This is a genomic window from Flavobacteriales bacterium, assembly GCA_016713875.1.
Classification (GTDB): domain Bacteria; phylum Bacteroidota; class Bacteroidia; order Flavobacteriales_F; family PHOS-HE28; genus PHOS-HE28.
Genome location: JADJOI010000002.1, coordinates 57,980 through 78,778, shown reverse-complemented (window position 1 = coordinate 78,778; position 20,799 = coordinate 57,980). Strand labels below are relative to the sequence as shown.

Sequence of the window (20,799 nt, the reverse complement as noted above, 5' to 3'; positions counted from 1 at the left end):
GCGTCACGCCGTCAGCGCACCAGCACCAGAAGGGTCTGTCGGCCGCCGGCACGATCAACGTCCAGCAGGTACAGGCCCGGGGCCCATCCGTGGATGTCGATCGCGGTGCGCGGCACCTCCAGGACACCCTCCCACCGCACGCGTCCGGTGGCGTCGAGCAGGCGTGCAGGCCACGTTCCGGACACACCCGAGACCGTGAGCCGATCGGCCGCCGGCTGAGGCCAGAGCCGCAGTTCCTGCTCCATGGCCGGCTCCACGCCGACCGTGCCGAAGTACACCGGCAGGCTCTGCGATGAGCACCCGTTGGCATCGGTGATGACCACACTGTAGTTGCCGTTGACGGCGGGCATCCAGCTCTGTGCGTCCGCCCCGGGTATCGGCTGGCCATTGAGGTACCATTGATAGCCCACCGCGACCGCGGTGGTGGCGACCTCCGGTCCGTTCAAGGTCACGACCGGTGCCGCGGGTGCCGGGTTCACCTGAAGGGTCACGGTCGTTTCCCCGGTGCACCCGAACACATCCGTGCCGGTCACCGCCCAGGTGAAGGTGCTGGTGGGCCAGGCGAGCACGGAGGCTCCGCTCGTGCCGCTGATGAAGAGGTTGGGGGACCACTGATAAAGCTGTGCACCGGTGGCCACGATGAAGGCGGTATCCCCCAGGCAGATGCTGTTGTTCCCGGCGGAAGCCACCACCAGCGGCAGGGGCTGCACGCTGAGGATCATGAAATCGCTCGCCTGGCAGCCGTTCGCATCGGTCACCAGCACGGTGTAGGAGGTCGTCACGGCGGGGGTCGCCACGGGATCGGCGACCTGGTCATCGTCCAGACCAGTGGGTGGGAACCACTGATAGGTGAGTCCACCGCTCGCCTGCAATTGCGCGCTTGCGCCTGCGCACACGGCCTCGTCCACGCCCGCATTGGCCAGTGGCGGCGGATGGACGGTGATGTATCCCGGACGGACCAGGGTGTCCGGTCCGTTGACCGTGCTCACGATCAACGTGACGTCGAAGGTGCCCGGTGCAGCGTACTGCACCACCGGGTTCTGCAGCGTGCTCGTCGCCGGGGAGCCGCCCGGGAAGCTCCACGCATAGCTCGTCGGGGTATTGATGCTCTCGTCGGTGAACTGCACCGTGGAACCCGGACAGATCCCCGGATCGACGACGCTGAAGTCGGCCTCGTGCGCGGTGTACTCCAGCGTCAGGGCGTTGACGTTGGGGTCGCTGCTGAACGAACAGCCCCAACCGGCCACACAGTTATCCGTGGCCCGCAAGCGTCCGTGGATCTGCCCTCCGCCGAACGCGATCGCCTCACCCAGCACCGCCGCACTGACCACGCTGGATGCGGGCAGGTAGGTGCATTCCGAAACGTTGCCCCCCTGATAGAGCACCTGTTGCCAGCCGCCGGCCGTTTCGAACTCGATCCAGATCTCGTTGCCGCCAAAGCCGGACATCCAGCAGGCAAGCCATTGGCAGCTCAGCGTCCCCGGACCGGTGGTCGGCGGTGTGGCCGTGAAGTCGAACGTCGTCCAGGAATAGACCGACTGCATGAGCGGCAGGGTCTGGGTGTAGGTGACCTGGGCTCCGAGGTCGACCACCAGCCCCAGGCCGGCGAAGAGCAGGGAAGTGCGCATGTGGGTGGATTCCGGACAAAGCTAGGATCCTGACGGAACGACCTACGGTCGCATCCGCGGTCGCACCGCCCGATCGAGCGGGCGCGGCCTCCCACCGATCAACCGACCTTCCTCAGCGCTTCACGTCGGCTGAGCGGCGACATCGGCTGTCGCGCCACGAAAGCCTTCACCGCCGCGGGATCGGTGGCCGCCAGTTCGCGCAGCGACCAGCCGATCGCCTTGCGGATGAAGAAGTCCGGATGCGCCGCGTGCCGTGTGATGTTCGCGAAGAGCAGCGTACGGTCGGTGTCGTCCTTCCACCGGTTCTGGAACAGGATCGCCGTGCGGTTGAGCCAGAGGTCCTTGCTGCCGATCCAGCGCCTGTTCCATGTACCGATCACCTTCGGATGACGCTTCAGGATCACGCCCACCACATGCACGGCGAGCGCATCCACCGTGTCCCACCAGCTCATCGTGGTGATCAGCTCCTCCACCAGCGGAAGGTCTTCGGGCGTCAACCACTTGGCCTGCTTCATCAGCAGGTCCACCGCAGTGTGATGCCACTCCCGCTCGCGCTGTGCGAAGGCCGAACGCACGATGGCCGGCAGCTCCGCGGCCGCAGGTGTTCCGTGCTCAGCCGTGTGGACCTTCAGCAGCGCGCGGCGGTCCGGGGCCTTGATGCCGAAAAAGGGCGCGACGTGCTTCATGTACGCCTCCATGGCCGCGGCGTTGGCGGGGCAGCGGTGCGCCTCGAACAGGTCGCCGAGCGACTTCAGCCAGGGATGCACGGCCGTGCGTCGTTGGCCGCCGCTCATGGCCGGATGATGTGGGCCAGCAGCAGGTCGATCAACGGCTCCACGGCCTCGTGCGACAGCACCCGTGTGCTGCCATGCAGGAAGCCGTCCCGCTCCATCCGCGCCATCTGCTCCAGCAGCGGCGTGTAGAAACCGTTGACGTTCAACAGGCCCATGGGCTTGGCGTGCAGGCCCAGCTGGCGCCAGGTGAGCAGCTCGAAGAGCTCGTCCAGCGTGCCGAAGCCGCCGGGCAGCGCCATCACGGCCTGGCTGCGCTCGTGCATCACCAGCTTGCGCTCGTGCATGTCCTTCACCGTGATGAGCTCGCTGACACGGTCGTGCGCCAGCTCGCGTTCGGTCATGAAGCCCGGGATGACGCCCACCACGCGGCCGCCCGCCGCCATCGCCGCATCGGCCACGGCGCCCATCAGGCCCACGTGGCCGCCGCCGTACACCACGCCAAGGCCGCGACGGGCGAGGCTGGTGCCCACCTGCGCGGCCACGGCCGCGTAGCGCGGATCACGCCCGGAGGAGGCTCCGCAGAAGACCGCGACATGCACCATGCGGCAAAGTAAGCAGCCCGCTCAAGGTCCTGTCCGCACCACCTCACGCACCACGCGGAAGCCCACATCGGGGTAGGCGATGAAGTCCCAGCGGTCCTCCTGCACCCCGAAGGCGGGATGCTGCACCGCATCGCCGAAGGCCACCATCTTGCGCCGCCGGGAGAAGGGATCGCCCTCGGTGCACTGGTAGGCGTATCCGAAACGCTGGCAGGTGAGGCCGCTGTCGTCCTTCGCGTTGAGCAGCCAGCATCCCGGTCCCTCCGGAGCGATGATGCCCTGCTGCCGGGCGAGGAGCCATTCGCCCAGCCAGGGCAGTCGGTAGGAGAAGCCCTTGGATGCATCGCGCTGACCGAGCCACCGGCAATAGGCCGCCGCTTCCACCCAGGTGAGGTTCACCGCCGCGCCGCCCGCATCGCTCTGCCGCGCACCAGCGCTCTTGGCGAAGTGCGCCACGAAGGCCCGGTACTCCTCCACCGCCACCGGTGCGCTGATGGCGAAGGCCTCAACGTCGATCGTGCAGCTGTCGCGGTTGAGCAGCAGCTCGCCCACACGCACCCGGCCCGAAGGCAACGCGGTGAAGGTCTGCGCGTCCAGTGGTTGAACGCCGACCGCCACGAGCAGGAACAAGATGGACCGCATGGGCCGCAAGATCGCAACAGTTCCCGCGCTGTGTTCGGGATCTGTTGATAATGCAGGCTTCGCGCCGGGCGGAGCGATCGGGCAGGCCGGCTAGATTCGAACCTCAAACGGAACCCCATGCGCCTCTCCGTCCTCCTCGCCCCGCTCCTGTTCGCGGCCACCACCAGCGCCCAATGCGTGCAGACGGACCTCGGATTCGACCCCGTCCAGCGGAACACCGGCACCGGCGATGTGGCCTTCCTGACCAACGGGCTGGTGGCGGTCGGTGTACCGATCCACCCGAACGGCAACCGCTCTTCCCGCGGGGTCAACGTGAGCCGCAGCGACCCCGGCGGGGCGATGATCTGGTTCAAGCACCTGCTTCCCACCAACCCGGACATCCGCATGGCGAGCGCACAGGTGGTGGCCACTCCGGACGGGGGCCTGATGGTGGCCGGCGACCTCGATCACGGCTTACCCATGGTCAGGTACCACAACCAGTACATGGTGAAGCTCGACGTGAACGGACTGGTGCAATGGGCGCGCATCTACATGCTGCTGGACACCACCAACAGTCCGGGGGTGGGGTGGGGCAACGACCAATACGGTCATCGTCTGGTGGACATCGTCGCCCTGCAGACCGGGGGATATGCGTGCCAGTTCATGAACGAGCATCAAGTGCATCATGTGACGCTGGATCCGAACGGCATACCGCTTTCCTGCCGCATGTACATCGATCACGGCCTGATCCATCAACACGGGGAGTCCGCGCTACACCCGGACGGCAGCTGGTTCCATGGCTACTTCGGGGACAGTTCGGTATTCTCGATCGGACGTTTCGGTTACTTCCATGTGGATGCGAACGGAACGGTGCAGTACGCACGACATGTCGCGGAGCCGTCCCCCTGGGGCGGCTACATGCATGATGCGCTCCCGTTGGCCAACGGTGATCACTTGCTCTCGGGCAGAAGCGCCACCGGAGAGTTGATGCGGATCGACGCCAGCGGACAGCTGCTCTGGCGACGAGAATTCGGGGAGTCGCCGGAAGCGGCGGTGGAACTACCTGACGGCACCCTGCTCGGCAGGCATGGCTGGTATCTGCTCCAATTCACAGCCGACGGGTACAGCATGAACAGTTGGTGGACGAACAACAACAGCCCCTGGAACGCCCTGGCCGCCGAAGGCGACAGCCTCATCGCGGTCCGTCAACCGGCGGGACAACCGCGATCGGTGGCGCATGTCTCCAGCTCATTCGCCGACCTCACCGCCGGTTGCGGCCTAAGCCCGTTCGGAAGCATCGTGGTGAACACGCTCCCGGCCGCGACGAACACGATCACGATCGACACGGATACGTCTTCGATCAAGACCTGGACACTTTCCCTGAGCGGATTGAACGACACGCTCGATCTGGTGGCCTTCGCTGAGCTGGGCGCGGTACGCCCGGGGTTCGCGACCACGCTCCTGGGCTCAGCCATCAACCTCTCCGGTTCGGCCAGCGCAGGCATCACCGTCACCTGCGAGCTTCCCAGCCTGCTTTCGGTCACCTCCATCCAGCCCGCGCCCACGAGCATCATCGGGAACACGCTCAGCTGGACCCTGCCCGACGGCCTTCAGGCGATGTCGTATTGGTCCTTCCAGGTCGGGGCCACCCTGCCGCCGGATCCCCTGCTGATCGGCACCCAGCTCGGCGCGGTGGTCACCGTGGTGCACGACAGCGCCGAAGTGGACCTGAGCAACAACAGCTCCACTGTGATCCGCACCATCACCGGCAGCTACGACCCCAACGACAAGCTCGTGCGCACCAGCAGCGGGCTCAGCGACACCGAGTACTATCCCGCCGAGGACAGCTGGCTGGACTACACCATCCGCTTCCAGAACACCGGCAACGACACGGCCTTCACCGTCGTGCTCACCGACACGCTGCCCGACCTGTTCTCCGTGGCCAGCTTCACGGTGCTCGGCGCCTCGCATCCCTACACCTACCAGCTCAGCGCACAGGGCGTGCTGCGCGTCACCTTCAGCAACATCCTGCTGCCCGACAGCGGCACCAACATGGCCGCCAGCCAGGGGCTCTTTGCCTTCCGCATCGCGCCGGACCAGGTGCCCGTGGTCGGCACCACCATCACCAATGTGGCCGACATCTTCTTCGACCTCAACCCGCCCATCCGCACGCCCGATGCCACCGTGGTGGTGACGGCGCCCACGGCGGTGGCCGCACTCGCGCCTGCACAGCCCATCAGCGTCTTCCCCAATCCCGCGCGCGACCGCATCGAGGTGCTGCTGCCCGCGGACCTGGAGGTGACGGGCTGGTCCATCGCCGCCGCCGACGGCCGCCTGCTCCGCCACCAAGGCCTGGCGCTCACGCGCGGCCGCCTGTCGGTGCCCCTGCACGGTCTGGCCCCCGGCCTGCACGTGCTCCAGCTCTATTCGGTCGAGGGACGGGTGCGCACCGTGCGCTTCGCCGTGGAGTGAGCCCTGTCCGCCGACCGGCGCCACGGACCCGGGAGCGGAGCGATCCCTCCCGGGTCCGTTCGTCACGCACCGCCCCATGGCCCTGGCGCGTGACCGGATCCGTGGTACTTTCACCCCACAACCCCATCCGTATGCACCACTGCTACGCCACCCTCACCCTCCTGCTCGGTGCGTTGACCGCCGGCGCGCAATACTGCTCCCCCAGCTTCGTGAACGGCTGCTTCAGCTGGCAGAACCAGAGCCTCAGCCTCGGCACCATCAACTGGACGGCCGGCAGTGATTGCAACACCAGCGACTTCACGACCCTCAGCACGACCCTTACGCCCGGTGTGGCCGAACCGATGACCGTGACCAGCGGCAACTGGACCGGCTGCGCCGTGTGGGTGGACCTGGACAACAACGGCGCCTTCGAGGACACCGAGAACCTCTACTACAGCTACGTGGGCGGTTCGCCCAGCTACACGTACAGCTTCTCCATCAGCCTGCCGGCCAACACGCCGCCCGGCAGCTACCGCATGCGCGTGATCGCACCGTGGGGATCGGACGGCTTCCTGGACACCAACACGAACGGGTATGGCCCGTGCGGCAACTTCCAATACGGCAACTTCAACGACTTCACGGTGGTGGTGAGCGGTACCAATGCCATCGGAACCATGACCGGCGGACGCACGGGCCTGTCCGTGTTCCCGAACCCTTGCACCGACCGGATCATGATCGAATGGCCGGAGCAGGAGCCCGGACCACTGACCCTGATCGGCCCGGATGGACGCGCCATCGCCCTCCTTTCCGACGTCAACGGGGCCCCGCTCCGCACGCTCGATGTGTCGGGACTGGCCGCCGGCACCTACGCGATCACCGGCACGGGCCGGTCGGTGCGCTTCAACAAGCAGTAGCCGGTGCGGTCAGTCGCGCGCGATGACCACCGACGTGCGCCACACGACCTGGTCCGCGCTGATGTGCACGGCATAACAGCCGCCGGGAAGCGCGCTCACGTCCACGGTGGTGGATCCGAGCTGCCGCTGATCGAGCACCAGCCTGCCGTTCATGTCGTACATCCGGACGAGGACGTTGCCGTGGATGCCGGTTATCGTGAGGCGGTCGGTCGCCGGAGCGGGATGGATGCCCGGCTCGGCGACGTTCTCCGGCCCTGCGATGCCGATCGTGGAACAGCCGTCCATGAAGATGTTCAAGGGCCAGGTGGTGAGCGGGCGATCGACCCGCAGCATCGGCTTGGCCCCGAGCGCCTCCAAGGGGAACGACAGCGTATCGGGCAGGTGAGCGGTGCGGGTGAGCGCGAGCGACTGCACCTCGCAAGCGGGAAGGCCGTCCGCATCCAGCTTCTTCACCTGGAACGCCTGATGCACATTGTCATCGGTCCGTCGTGTCTCCCCGCAGGCGATCCCTCCGTCTGAGACGGTGATGACGCATCGGCTCAGTTCCTGGTGCCCGCCGGTGTAGATGCTGGAGACCACGGCCCCCGTCGGATCGATCCGGATCAACGGGGTCGACTCATCGAACCCCGATGCGCTCTCCTCCTCCCCCACCAGGAAGCGGTCGCCGTCGGAAAGCAGCACATGGTCGCGGATCCAGAGCTCGCTGCCCGCATCGTCCCGGTAGGCCTGTGCCGCCATCGCACCGCCCAGGCTGTCCATCTCCATGTGGAACGCCCCCCTGTAAAACGTGGAGTCCATGTACACGCCGGACCACGACAGGCGACCGTCCGGGCCGCGCTGCAGGCTGTGCACGGTGAGCGTGGTATCCGGCAGGACCCACACACGGTCCTGCAGCACGGCGCACATCGTGTCCAGGAGCGCGATGCGCGATAGCTCATACTTGGTCGCCGCCGCGACGGCGTAACCGGCACCGGGGATGAGCACCAGGTCCCTGGCCTCGTCCTGACCGGAGTAACCGAAGGCCCGGGCCCAAAGGAGGTTGCCCACCGGGTCGACCTTCATGAGGAAGAGATCGCGCGTGTCCGGATCGCTGCCGCAGGAGCCCAGGACATGCAGCGCACCGCTCGCGTCGCGGCGCAGGCTGCGTGCGATCACCGCCTCATCGGGATCGTAGGCGCGGTAGCGATGGCTCCACACCACGTCACCGGCGGCATCCAGTTTGAAGAGCGACAGGTGCATCCGCTGCGTCGCCGTCTCCAGGACGTGGCCGACCAGGATCACGCCTCCGTCCGCATCGGCCACTCCATCGGTGATGACCTCGGACCATCCGGTGCCCCCGTAATAGGTCAGGCCCCAGGCGAGCGCCCCGCCGGCCGTGAACCGCACGGCGACCTGATCGGAGTTGCCCACCTCCGTGCCGTTGCCGGCGATGACCAGGTCCCCGTTGGTGGCCTCGATCACCGCGTTGACCTGTCCACCGGAATAGCCGTAGTGCACATACGAGGTGAACTGCGGCTGGGCGGCGGCGGCGATGCCGATGCATACCCCCATGAGGGACCGCGCGCAGCACGCGGCGATCGTCGGGCCTCCGTTCATTCGATGATCAAGGTAGTGCAGGCGGTCCATGGCGTGCTGGGGGATCTCCGCTCGCGGGCTCGACATCCGCGGGACGGACCTTACCGCCTTGGCGCCTGCACGCGGATCGCCTCAAGGATCGCAGGGTCCAGCCGCGGCGTCACCGCGGGGTCGAAGGCCCGCTCCACCCCGGGCCACACCTCGGCCTGTGCCTCGGATGGGTAGGCGGACAGCAGGGCGCGGCCACGCTCGATCGCCTCCCGGTCCCATGAACCTCGTCCGTCGAACAATGCCGCCGCGGTGCCCCAGCCGCAGCCCCGGAGGAAGTGCGGCCGTCGATCGGGATCCAGCAGCGACATCATCCGCAGGAGGTCGCCGGGCCGCTCGCCATACTTGCGGCCCAGCACCCAGCCCGTGGCCTCATCGTTCGTACGGGCCGCCACCGGGGTACGGGCCATGTACGCGATGGAGAGCGCCGCACACCCCGTCACCCAGGCCAACGCCACGCCCTTCCACCACCGCCCCATCCTGTGCGCTCCGTCCACCACCAGCAGGGCGAGCAGGGGCAGGATGAAGGGAACGTACCGGTAGTGGATGATCCCGGCGCCATCGGCCCGGATGGTGAACAAGGGCAGCACGGCCATGGCCGCGGTGAACGCGAGCACGAAGGCACCGGCCGCGGCGGCGGCTCGCCCGGAACGCATCAGCGAGACCGCCGTTCCGACGAAGAGCGCGGGAAGCACGCACCACGCGATCGTGCGCACCTCGGGGTCGGTCACGGGGCCCATGGTGAACGAACCCGGTATCACATCCGCCCAGATCGATACGAACCGCACGGGCCAGTCGCGTGGGTCCAGTTCCGATCGTTCCGCACCACGCACCGACAGCGTTGCCCACTGCTCCAGTCCGAATCCCTGGTCGACGGTGAGCCGCACGAGGGCATGGGGAAGGAAGGCCAGGACCGCACCGGCGAGCAGGGCGGCCCAGGCTCGGGGGGAGCGTCCGCGATCCACCATCAGCGACCACGCCATGCAGGCCGGCAGCAGCACCCACACGTCATAGGCCAGGCACGCCAGGCCGCCGATCACCAGACCCGTGCGGAAGGGCCTGGCACCTTCCTTCAGCATCACGGCCACGGCGAACGGCGCGAACGCCATCAAGGCATGCAGCCCGAAGTTCACCGTGGCCCACGGCAGCATCGCCGGAACGGCCAGCACGGTCCACACGCCAAAGACCAGCCCCGTGCGCGGCCCGAACAAGCGGGCGGCCCAGCCGATCTGGAGATACCGGACCAGCGCGTCCACGAGCAAGGCCGCCCAGCTCAGGGGTGGCACCGGCCCCGGGATCACCGCACAGAGCAAGGCGAGCAGCGATAACGGCAGTGACCCGCCTTCGTGCGGATAGTGGATCAGGTGCTTGAACCCGGGCAGACCGTGGCGGGCCACATCGGCCAACGCCAGGTCCCAGGCGGCCTGGTCCGGGGCCAGTTCCCACAGCTGGTGCGACCAACCGAACCACGCGCGCACCAGCGTGCCCACGAGGACGATCCCGATCCGTCCACGTCCGCCCAGGTCACCCGCACCGTTGATCAGCGCTGCGCGCATGCACGAAGATCGATCCCTTCCGGCGATCCGGTCCGCTCCACCGCCGGACGAAGCGGAGAAGGCGGCCCCTGCGGACCGCCTTCTCCACGTTCAGCTCCCGATCCCGCTTACTTCTTCCGATCGAAGCGGTCCAGTTCCATCACCTTCACCCACGCCTTCACGAAGTCCTTCACGAACTTCTGCTGGCCATCGTTCTGGGCGTACACCTCGGCGAGCGCACGCAGTTGCGAGTTGCTGCCGAAGATGAGGTCCACGCGGGTGCCGGTCCACTTCAGTTCTCCGCTCTTGCGGTCGCGGCCCTCGTAAGTGCCGGTGTGACCGTTGCTGAGCGCGGTCCACGTGGTGCCCATGTCGAGCAGGTTCACGAAGAAGTCGTTGGTGAGCTGACCAGGTCGCGCGGTGAACACGCCGTGCTTGCTGCCACCGGAGTTGGCGCCCAGCACGCGCAGGCCGCCCACGAGCACCGTCATCTCCGGCGCGCTCAACGTGAGCAGCTGGGCGCGATCCACGAGCATCTCCTCGGCCGGCACGCTCATCATCTTCTTCTGGTAGTTGCGGAAACCATCGGCCTGGGGCTCCATCACGGCGAAGCTCTCCACATCGGTCTGCTCCTGGCCGGCATCGCCGCGGCCGCTGGTAAAGGGCACGGTGACGTTGTGGCCAGCATCCTTCGCGGCCTTCTCCACCGCAGCGCATCCACCCAGCACGATCAGGTCGGCCATCGACACCTTCTTGCCCGAAGCGTTGAACTCGGACCGGACCTTCTCCAGCGCGCTGAGCACCTTGCTCAATTGCGCGGGATCGTTCACCTCCCAGAACTTCTGCGGGGCGAGGCGCACGCGCGCACCGTTGGCGCCACCGCGCTTGTCGCTGCCGCGGAAGGTGCTGGCGCTGGCCCACGCGGCCGACACCAGCTCGCTCACGCTGAGGCCGCTGGCGAGCACCTTCGTCTTCAGCGCGGTCGCATCGGCATCGCTGAGGGTGGTGCCAGCGGGAACGGGATCCTGCCAGATCAATTCCTCCTTCGGCACTTCACTCCCGAGGTAGAGGCTCTTCGGGCCCATGTCGCGGTGCGTGAGCTTGAACCAGGCGCGGGCGAAGGCATCGGCGAAGGCCTGCGGGTCCTTGTGGAAGCGGCGCGCGATCGGCTCATAGATCGGGTCGAAGCGCAAGGAGAGATCCGCTGTGGTCATCATGGGCGGATGCTTCTTGCTCTTGTTCCCGTCTGCGCCGGGACGGTCCGCGTGCGCATCGGGGATCATATGCTCCGGCTTGCAGTTCACCGCCACCCATTGCCAGGCGCCGGCGGGGCTCTTCATCAGGTCCCAGTCGTAGCCGAAGAGCATGTCGAAGTAGCCGTTGTCCCACTTCGTGGGGTTCGGCTTCCACGCGCCCTCGATGCCGCTGGTGATGGTGTCCACGCCTTTGCCGCTGCCGTGCTTGCTGATCCAGCCGAAGCCTTGGGCCTCGATCGGCGCTGCCTCGGGTTCGGGTCCGACCAGTGCCGCGTCGCCTGCGCCGTGCGCCTTGCCGAAGGTGTGACCGCCGGCCACCAAGGCCACGGTCTCCTCGTCGTTCATGGCCATGCGCTTGAAGGTCTCGCGGACGTCGCGTCCGGAAGCCACCGCGCTGGGCACGCCGTTGGGACCTTCCGGGTTCACGTAGATGAGGCCCATCTGAACCGCAGCGAGCGGGTTCTCCAGGTCGCGCTCACCACTGTAGCGATGGTCGCCCAGCCACTTACGCTCGGCGCCCCAGTAGATGTCCTCCTCGGGCGCCCAGATGTCCTCTCGGCCACCGCCGAAGCCGAAGGTCTTGAAGCCCATGCTCTCCAGCGCGACGTTCCCTGCCAGGATCATCAGGTCGGCCCAGCTGAGGCTGTTGCCGTACTTCTGCTTCACGGGCCACAGCAGGCGCCGCGCCTTGTCGAGGTTGCCGTTGTCGGGCCAGCTGTTCACCGGGGCGAAGCGCTGGTTGCCGGTGCCCGCGCCGCCACGACCGTCGGCCGTACGGTAGGTGCCGGCCACATGCCAGGCCATGCGGATCATGAGGCCGCCGTAATGGCCCCAGTCGGCCGGCCACCAGTCCTTCGAGTCGGTCATGACCTTGGTGAGGTCCGCCTTCACCGCCTTCAGGTCGAGCTTCTTGAACGCCTCGGCGTAGTTGAAGCCTGGATCCATCGGGTTGCTCACCGGCTGGTGCTGGTGCAGGATGCCGAGGTTCAGTGCATTGGGCCACCAGTCGCGGTTGCCGGTGCCGCGGCCTGCGACGGGGAAGCGCTGCGCGCCGTGCATGACAGGGCATTTGCCAGCGCCGCTGGCGGGATGGCCGGCCTCGAGCGTGGCGTGGGGATGATCGTGTGACAGGGGTTGAATGAGTTGGTCCGTTCGTTCGTAATGCGCTCGAAAGGTGGGCGCGACCGTGCGAAGCTACCCTGACGGGCATCATCGACGGTTTCGATAGTTTCGATGCCTGTATCGACAGCATCGAATGACCCTGCAGCAGCTCCATTACATCGTGGCCGTGGCCGACACCGGCCAGTTCAGCAAGGCCGCGCGCCACTGCCACGTCACGCAGCCTACCCTCACCATGATGGTGCGCAAGCTCGAGGACGAGCTGGGCGTCACCATCTTCCAGCGCAAGGCCCAGCCCGCCCGACCCACTGGCGAGGGCGCCGCGTTGATCGACCAGGCACGTGTGGTGCTGCGCGAGGCCGGTCAGCTGAAGGACCTGGTGAAAGAGCTGCGCACGGGCACCACGGGCACCTATCGCATCGGTATCCTGCCCACACTGGCGCCCTACCTGCTGCCCTTGTTCCTGGCGCGCTTCGCGGAGGCGCACCCGGAGGCCCGGCTGGCGATCGATGAGCGCACCACCGGCCGCATCCTGAAGGCGCTGCGCAGCGGCCAGCTCGATATCGGCATCCTCGCCGGCCCGGTTGAAAGCGACGACCTCGAGGCCATCACCCTCTTCCACGAGCCCTTCTTGGCCTACCTGCCCGAGGGCCATGCCCTGCTGAAGCGCAGGCGCATCACCGCGAAGGACCTGCGCAGGGCACCGCTGTGGGTGCTGAGCGAGGGCCATTGCCTGCGCGACCAGGTGCTGCGTGTGTGCCAGCAGCCCAGTGCGGCGGGGCACGACAACATCCACTACAGCACCGGGAGCATCGAAACGCTCAAGCGCATGGTATCGAGCGGCAGCGGCATCACCCTGGTGCCCGAGCTCTCGGTGGGACCGGACGAGAAGAACGTGGGGCGCTTCGAGGCCCCCGAACCCGTGCGCGAGGTGGTGTTGGTGGTGCGCAAACCCTTTGTTCGTCGGAAAGCGCTCAATGCACTGGCGGACGCGATCACCTGTGCCGTGCCACGACGCTTCCGCACCATGGTAAGCGATGTGGTGCCGGTGGGGGTGTGATCGTACGCCACACGGTTCACTTCCGCGACACCGGGATAAGGCCCGCAGTGGAGATCCCCACCCCTGGGCGGCACGATCGGAGATCCTGTCAGAAGGGGGTCCATTGCCCGCTTTCAGGAGCCTTGCGCTTCAACATCGCCGCGCACAGGAGGCTCACAAGCAGGCCCACCGGCAGGATCTCCAGGTACGTGAAGCCGATCTTCACCAACGGGTTCTTGTACAGCTCTCCGAAGACCCGCATCTCCTCCATCTGCGCATCGACCTCCTCCGCCGAAGCACCATCGCGCTCCAGCTTCGACCGGGTGTGCTCCATATAGCTGGCCATGAAGTCCTGCTCCATCGTGGCGCTCATGATCATCCACGAAGCGACGTACAGCGTGGAGGCCACCACGGTGATGGATAGGCCGATGAGGAAAGCCCGACCGAAGGTGATCCCGCCACCGAGGTGCTTGTCCCGGTATGTGCGGACCCCGAAGAAGATGGCGCTGAGGGCGATCACCATCGTGGTGTAGCCGATCAGTTCGCCGTTCTCGAAGTCGTGCTTGCCGTCGCCGAGGGTGATCCACATCATGGCCGAGACGATGACGCCCGCGATGATGCCGTAGGTCAGAATGATCCGTTCCATGCTGTTGTTCGGTTTTCGGCGAAGCACGCCTGTTCCCGGCCCCCGGCCCTCATCCTTCGGTAGGGATCACGGCGCACGAGCGGAGATCCATACCAAGGAATGAGGTCGGCTCAAGGGATGAGCCCCAGGGATTTGGCCTTGTGTACGGCCTCGGTGCGACGCCGCACGTCCAACTTGCCGAAGAGGTTGGAGGTGTGCGACTTCACGGTGGGGAGGGAGATGAACAGGCGGTCGGCGATCTCCTGGTTGGAGCGCCCTTCGGCGATCAACCTCAGCACCTCCAGTTCACGACCGCTCGGGCCGCTGCGGCGGACCCGTTCACCATCCGCCTCCCAGGTCGAAGCGCTCACGCTGGCGCCAGGGGAAGCCGATCCCGACGGTTGCTCGCGGCGGCCCGGGCGTGCGGCCAACATCCGCGCACCCAGCCAGACCCCCAGCGCCGTGCACAGCACCGCCACCACCCCCACGTACACCTCAACACCAAGGTCACGGAGCAGGTAGCGGTACTCCACGTACTTCAGCACGGCCACCAGCAGGGCCATGGCCAGTCCGTAGACCACGACGGTCCCCTTGAACCAACTGCGGTCCATCCGCTCCGCTTCGGGCATGGGCCGAAGTTCGTGATCCCGGCCGTGCCGCGGGAGCAGGCGTCCTTCAGGTACACCTACCCGCTACGCCCTCCCCTGGATCGACCTTCGGCCGATCGCGACCCTGCGCGACGCACCACCCCCACCTCCGGCGCTGCACCTGCCGTGCACCACGGACCGATACCTTCGGTCCAATGCGCATTCCCCTCCTCGGGCTCTCCCTGCTGCCGGGTATCGCCGTCGGCCAGACCCTCGACCAGCAGCTCCAGTCCGTGGCAACGGCGAACGGCCTGGTGGGCATGAGCGTGGTCACCACCTGTGGCACCGCCGTGCAGGACGTGGTGCACACCGGCAAGCGCGACCTCGCGCTCAACCTCGATGTGGACGACAGCACCCGGTACCGCATCGCCAGCATCAGCAAGCTCGTCACTGCCATCGGGCTCATGCGGTTGTGCGAGCAGGGCGCCTTCGGTCTGGATGACGATGTGAGCATCGCACTGGGCTTCACCTTCCGGAACCCCGCTCATCCGTCGGTGCCCATCACCTACCGTATGCTGCTGAGCCACCGTAGCAGCTTCCAGGATGGAACAGGCTATGGCGATTTCCAGAGCGCGACATACGGCACCACGCCCCCTCCACCCATCAGCGAACTGGCCCTGCCCGGGGGCGACTGGTACACGGCCAACATGTGGCGCACCGAGGCGCCTGGCAGCTATTTCGCCTACAGCAACGCGAACTATGGCATCATCGGTACGCTGGTCGAAGCGCTGAGCGGACAGCGGTTCGACCTGTACATGCGGCAACAGGTGCTTCTGCCCCTTGGCATCCATGGCAGTTACAACGTGCAGGACCTGCCCGGCGTCGCCGACCTCGCCGCGCTCTACCGCAACAGCACCCCACAGTCCGACAACTTCGGCGGGGTGATGCCGCCGGCACCCGACCTCAGCCAGTACGTCATCGGCACCAACGGCCTCTTCTTCGCCCCGCAGGGCGGCCTCCGCGTGAGCGCCTTGGAGCTGGCACGCTTCGCGATCCTGCTCGCCAATGAAGGCACGTACGACGGCACCATCCTCCTGCAACCCGCCACCCTGGCCTTGATGCTCGGCGACGAATGGACCTGGGACGGGAGCAACGGCGACAACTACTACGGCCTCTTCCGCTCCTGGGGGCTCGGCGTGCATCGCATCACCGCCCAACCCGGTGGTGATGTGGTCTTCCCACAGACCGCCTTCTTCGGCCATGCCGGTGAAGCCTATGGCCTCATCAGCGACCTGTACGTGGACCTCTCCTCCGGATTCGGTCTCGTGTTCATCACCAACGGCTACACGCCAGGAAATGCCTACCAGTTCGGCACCAACAGCGCCTTCTATGGCGTGGAGGAGGATGTGTACGGGGCTCTGCTGCAGCACGCGCTGCCCCCGTGTACGCTCACCGGCGTCGATGAAGGAGCGGCGGAGCATGACCTGCTGCTGAGCGGTGACCGGATCACCTGGACCGGTCAGGGCAGCGTGTCCATCACGCTGTACGACATGAGCGGGAGGTCGCTGGAGCACTTCACCCTCTCCGCAGGCAGCACACGCATGGTGGCGCCCGGCGCGTACCTCGTGCGCTCCGCCTCGCGTGGTCGCGAGGGTATAAGGGCATGGTTCGCGCAGTAAGCGCCTCAGCCTTCCACGTTCAGCCCGATACAGCTTGCTCCGCAGGGTGCGCTGCAGGCTACCTTCCGGCACCAATTCCCTTCGGACCGATGATCACGCGTCTGCTCACCCCGGCCCTGCTCATCCTGAGCGCATCTCCCCTCATTGCGCAGGAGCCCGCCTCCCATGCCCGCGCTACGATCACGGTGCACGGCCGGTCCGACGTGTCCACCCTGCAGTCCCTCGGCATCTGTCTGGACCACACGCACGTGGACCCGGAAGGCGCGATCCACGGGGACTTCAGCGCGCGCGACCTTGATCTCGCACGCGGGGCCGGCTTCGCGGTGCGTATCGGGATCGATGATGTCAGCGCCTATTACGCGGAACGCGCCGCAACATCCCCCAGCATGCAGCGGTCGTTCGGTGATCCCGGCTGCCCGGGCAGTGTCGCACATCCGGTGCCCGCGCAGTTCACCACCGGCAGCATGGGCGGATTCCTCACCTGGCAGGAGATGCAGGACCAGCTCGACCTCATGGTCGCCCAGCATCCCACCCTCATCTCCCCGAAGGTCAGCATCGGCACCTCGCACGAGGGACGGCCGATCCACGTCCTGCGCATCAGCAACGACCCCAACGTGGATCAGGCCAAGCCCGAGGTGCTCTACGATGCGCTCCACCATGCGCGTGAACCTGAAAGCGCCATGCAGATGCTGTACTTCATGTGGTCCCTGCTGGAGCGGTACGGCACCGACCCGCTGATCACCCACATCGTGGACACGCGTGAGCTCTACTTCGTGCCCTGCGTGAACCCCGATGGCTATGTGTACAACGAGACCACCGACCCCTTCGGCGGGGGCATGTGGCGCAAGAACCGGCGCGACAACGGCGACGGCTCCTTCGGCGTGGACCTCAACCGCAACTACGGCCTGGCCTGGGGCATCGACGACGACGGCTCCTCACCCGACCCCTTCAGCGATGTCTATCGCGGTCCGTCCGCCTTCAGCGAGCCCGAGACGCAGGCGATGCGCGACTTCATCATCGGGCGCCAGTTCGCCACGCAGCACAGCCACCACACGCGCGGTCACTTCCTGCTCTACCCCTGGGGGCACAGCAGCGGCCAGACGCCGGACGGGGACGTGTTCCGGACCTATGCGCAACGCATGACCGTGGATAACGGGTTCCACTTCGGAACCACCCTGGAGGCGCTCTACTATCTGGCCAATGGCAGCGCCACCGACTGGAGCTACGGCGAGCAGCTGGCCAAACCGAAGATCTTCGGTTACGTGCCCGAGACAGGCACCTACGTGGACGGCTTCTGGCCCGCGCCCGACCGCATCGTGCCCCTCGCGCAGGCCAACATGGAACAGAACCTCCTGCTCGCCCTCTTCGCCGGCGCCTATGCCGAAGCGAAGGACGTGAGCCCGCGTGTGGCCGCAGGCAGCACGCCCGATGTCACCTTCACGCTGCAACGCCTCGGCCTGCAGGATGGTCCTTGCACGGTGTCGGTGGAACCGCTGACCAACGTGGTGGCCGTCGGCGCCCCGCAGACCTTCACCGGACTGGATACGCTGGAGACCGTGACCAGCACCATCGGGCTCACGCTCGATCCGCTGCTCACCGACGGCGATGTGTTCAGCTATGTGCTCGTGCTCGATGCCGACGGCCTCCTTCTCCGCGATACGATCGAACGCATCCATGGTGTACCGCTCACCGCCTTCAGCGACGACGCCAGCACGGACGATGCTTGGGCAGGCGGATGGGCCGTGACCAGCGAGGATTGGAGCTCACCGCCCGCCTCGTTCACGGACAGCCCACTGAGCAACCACTTCGATCTGGAGGACAACCCGTGGGGCCTCACCACACCGATCAACCTCACGCTCGCCTCCACCGCCACGTTGGAGTTCATGACGCGCTGGACCCTGCAGAGCGAGCTGGACCATGTGCAGGTGGAGGCCAGCGCCGATGGCGTCTCGTGGACCACCCTGTGCGGCACCTATTCACGGCCGGGATCCGTGACCCAGATCGATGATGAGCCCGTGTACGATGGCAAACGCACCGATTGGACGCGCGAGCGCCTCCTGCTCGACGACTTCGTGGGCGGGCCCCTGCACCTCAACTTCCGCCTGCGCAGTGAGGACAACTTCACCTATGACGGCTTCTACCTCGACGATGTGTCCGTGATCATCACCGGTGCGGTGTGGACCGGGATCGCCGAGAGCACCGTCGCCGGCGCCACCACTCAATGCCATCCGTCACCCGCCACCATGTCCACTTCGGTGCTGTGGTCGCTTCCCGAAGGCTCCACGCAGGCCGTGTGGCGCCTGGAGGATGGGCGCGGGGCCGTGGTGCACGAACGCCCGGTTCAGGGTCGCACGGGCCGCTTCGACCTCGCCACCGCCCAGCTCGCCCCCGGGCTTTACACCTGCAGGCTGATCGCCGGGGCGGGCACCCTGGCGCGGGGCAGGCTTTGTGTGCTGGCCCCATAGGGAGCCAGGCCATCCGTATCCGGGGCCCGCTTATCCCACCGGTCCGCGACTCAGGTATTCGCCCGAGCAGCCTATCTGTTCAGGCGATGTCGTTATCTTCATCGTGCGATCGCTACACACAGGTCGTTCCCATCATGAAGACCCTCTTCGGCGCGCTGCTTGGCTGTTCACTGGCGGTCGCTGGCCGCGCCCAGCCGTTCCAATGGGCGTCCACCTTGGGCGATGCGGGCGTGGACCGCACCGCGAAGCTCGCCACCGACCCCGCCGGCCATGTGTACATCGCAGGCACGTTCACGGGTCGCCTGGACCTTGATCCGGGCCCTGCCGTGCTCGCCGACTCGACCAACGGCGCCACGGATTTCTTCATCCAGAAACTGACCCCCTCCGGCGACCTGGTGTACGGGTTCGCCTTCGGCGGTGTCGCCCAGGAGGTGGCCACCGACATCGCCGCCGATGCGGCGGGCAACGCGTACATCACCGGGTACATCCAGAGCGGCACCGACATGGACCCTGGCCCGGGCAACTACGCCATCTCCCCCGCCGGCATCCTCGATGCTTTCGTCCTGAAGTTGGACCCGACGGGCAACTTCCTCTGGGCGACCACGATCGGCAGCACCACCTTGGAGAACGGCAAGGCCATCGCCTTGGACGCGGCCGCCAACGTTCACCTCGCCGGATATTTCACGGGCACGGTCGACTTCGACCCAGGGCCGGGTTCGGTCCCCCTCACCTCTGCCGGTGGCAACGACATCTTCGTCCTGAAGCTCGACACCGACGGCGCCTTTCTTTGGGCTGCGGCCATGGGCGGACCCGGCATGGACATCGCCGAGGCCATCGCCGTGGACGACCAGGGGAGCGTGCTCACCACAGGCACCTTCGCCCTGGACGCCGACCTCGACCCCGGCGCCGGTGTGGCCACGCTCACGTCGGTCGGCGGCTTGGACGTCTTCGTGTCCAAGCTCGAGGCGAGCGGTGCCTTCGTGTGGGCGAAGGGTTTCGGCGGCCTGTCCGGTGAAGATGCCGGCCGGTCCATCGCCGTCAACAGCGTCGGTGAAGTGCATGTCGCCGGGCAGTTCGCCAACACCGTGGACTTCGACCCCGATGGCGGCATGGACCTGCTGAGCGCCGTGGGCGGCATTGATGCCTTCATCAACACCTTCGATACGAACGGCGCCCACCTGCGCGCGGCGATCATCGGATCCACCGGGGAGGACCGCGGCTACGAGGTGGTGACCGACACGACCGACCAGCTCTTCCTCACCGGCCTGTTCTCCGGCACCGCCGACCTCGATCCCGGCCCGGGCACGGCACCAACACCCTCCTTGGGTGGCACCGATGCGTTCGTCCTCCGGTTGGACCCGACCGGCGCACTGCTGAGCGCGGCGACCATCGGCGGCACCGGTGATGATCGCGGCAACGCCTTCGCGCTGCTACCCGACGCTTCCTTCGTGGTCGGCGGAAGCTTCGCGGACACGGTGGACTTCGACCCTGGCATCGGCGAAGTACTTCGTCCATCCGCCGGATCGGAGGACGCCTTCGTGCTCAAGCTCGGCGACTTCACCACATCGGCCACCGAACAGGGCTCGACACCCCTTCTCCTGCATCCGAATCCCGCGACCGATCACCTCACTGTGCAGCGCACGCAAGGTGCCGCACCGATGCCCTACGCGATCCACGATGCGCTCGGCCGCACGCTCCTGCGCGGCACGCTCACCGCAGCCATCAGCACGCTCGACATCCGCGCCCTGCCCGCGGGCACCTACCTGTTGCGCACCGACGGGATGTCCCGCCAGGTGCTGCGCTTCGCGAAGTGGTGAGGGGGTTGAACGGTTGAGCCTCCGGCGGAGGCTCCGCATGCCACGATCCAGGTTGGGGGTCGACCATGGCTGCTTCGCCCGATCGGACGGCCCACGGCATCCATGGC

15 protein-coding genes are annotated in these 20,799 nt (G+C 66.8%); 6 read left to right on the top strand and 9 right to left on the bottom strand.

Annotated elements, in window-relative coordinates; translation table 11 throughout:
• Positions 1–11: 11 nt before the first annotated feature.
• The 4 genes from IPJ87_00485 to IPJ87_00470 form a co-directional block, all read right to left on the bottom strand.
• Positions 12–1,628 (bottom strand): PKD domain-containing protein, encoded by a 1,617-nt coding sequence (locus tag IPJ87_00485; GenBank protein ID MBK7940351.1) that lies wholly within the window; start codon positions 1,626–1,628, stop codon positions 12–14.
• A 98-nt stretch (positions 1,629–1,726) separates the two neighbouring features.
• On the bottom strand, positions 1,727–2,422 hold the full coding sequence (locus IPJ87_00480; GenBank protein ID MBK7940350.1) for a DNA alkylation repair protein: 696 nt from the start codon (positions 2,420–2,422) through the stop codon (positions 1,727–1,729).
• On the bottom strand, positions 2,419–2,964 hold the full coding sequence (locus IPJ87_00475) for a TIGR00730 family Rossman fold protein (protein ID MBK7940349.1): 546 nt from the start codon (positions 2,962–2,964) through the stop codon (positions 2,419–2,421). The genes IPJ87_00480 and IPJ87_00475 overlap by 4 nt, the downstream gene beginning before the upstream one ends.
• Before the next feature lie 21 nt (positions 2,965–2,985).
• On the bottom strand, positions 2,986–3,603 hold the full coding sequence (locus tag IPJ87_00470; GenBank protein MBK7940348.1) for an SUMF1/EgtB/PvdO family nonheme iron enzyme: 618 nt from the start codon (positions 3,601–3,603) through the stop codon (positions 2,986–2,988).
• A gap of 117 nt (positions 3,604–3,720) precedes the next feature.
• On the opposite strand from IPJ87_00470, the gene IPJ87_00465 reads away from it, so the two are divergent.
• A complete protein-coding gene (locus IPJ87_00465; GenBank protein ID MBK7940347.1) occupies positions 3,721–6,054 on the top strand; it encodes a hypothetical protein in 2,334 nt (777 codons plus the stop codon).
• Positions 6,055–6,185: 131 nt separating this feature from the next.
• Entirely contained in the window at positions 6,186–6,947 is a 762-nt protein-coding gene (locus IPJ87_00460; protein MBK7940346.1) for a hypothetical protein, read from the top strand.
• Between the two features lie 9 nt (positions 6,948–6,956).
• Here the strand turns inward: IPJ87_00460 and IPJ87_00455 are convergent, their stop codons facing one another.
• From IPJ87_00455 to katG, 3 genes are all read right to left on the bottom strand, one after another.
• Complete coding sequence (locus IPJ87_00455) at positions 6,957–8,609, bottom strand: T9SS type A sorting domain-containing protein (protein ID MBK7940345.1); 1,653 nt, start codon at positions 8,607–8,609, stop codon at positions 6,957–6,959.
• Between the two features lie 14 nt (positions 8,610–8,623).
• Positions 8,624–10,126 (bottom strand): hypothetical protein, encoded by a 1,503-nt coding sequence (locus IPJ87_00450; GenBank protein ID MBK7940344.1) that lies wholly within the window; start codon positions 10,124–10,126, stop codon positions 8,624–8,626.
• 107 nt (positions 10,127–10,233) lie between these two features.
• Positions 10,234–12,420 (bottom strand): catalase/peroxidase HPI, encoded by a 2,187-nt coding sequence (gene katG / locus IPJ87_00445; protein MBK7940343.1) that lies wholly within the window; start codon positions 12,418–12,420, stop codon positions 10,234–10,236.
• Positions 12,421–12,616: 196 nt separating this feature from the next.
• On the opposite strand from katG, the gene IPJ87_00440 reads away from it, so the two are divergent.
• Positions 12,617–13,540: a hydrogen peroxide-inducible genes activator gene (locus IPJ87_00440; GenBank protein ID MBK7940342.1), complete on the top strand. Its 924-nt coding sequence runs from the start codon at positions 12,617–12,619 to the stop codon at positions 13,538–13,540.
• Positions 13,541–13,628: 88 nt separating this feature from the next.
• Here the strand turns inward: IPJ87_00440 and IPJ87_00435 are convergent, their stop codons facing one another.
• The gene (locus IPJ87_00435) at positions 13,629–14,165 is read right to left on the bottom strand and encodes a DUF4199 domain-containing protein (protein MBK7940341.1); all 537 of its coding nucleotides are present in this window, start codon (positions 14,163–14,165) and stop codon (positions 13,629–13,631) included.
• Between the two features lie 110 nt (positions 14,166–14,275).
• Entirely contained in the window at positions 14,276–14,677 is a 402-nt protein-coding gene (locus IPJ87_00430; protein MBK7940340.1) for a response regulator transcription factor, read from the bottom strand.
• Positions 14,678–14,946: 269 nt separating this feature from the next.
• On the opposite strand from IPJ87_00430, the gene IPJ87_00425 reads away from it, so the two are divergent.
• From IPJ87_00425 to IPJ87_00415, 3 genes are all read left to right on the top strand, one after another.
• Positions 14,947–16,410 carry a beta-lactamase family protein gene (locus tag IPJ87_00425; protein ID MBK7940339.1) on the top strand — a complete coding sequence of 488 codons (1,464 nt, stop codon included), beginning with the start codon at positions 14,947–14,949 and terminating at the stop codon, positions 16,408–16,410.
• Positions 16,411–16,499: 89 nt separating this feature from the next.
• A complete protein-coding gene (locus tag IPJ87_00420; GenBank protein ID MBK7940338.1) occupies positions 16,500–18,875 on the top strand; it encodes an immune inhibitor A in 2,376 nt (791 codons plus the stop codon).
• 134 nt (positions 18,876–19,009) lie between these two features.
• The gene (locus IPJ87_00415) at positions 19,010–20,692 is read left to right on the top strand and encodes a T9SS type A sorting domain-containing protein (GenBank protein MBK7940337.1); all 1,683 of its coding nucleotides are present in this window, start codon (positions 19,010–19,012) and stop codon (positions 20,690–20,692) included.
• The last annotated feature ends 107 nt before the right edge of the window (positions 20,693–20,799 follow it).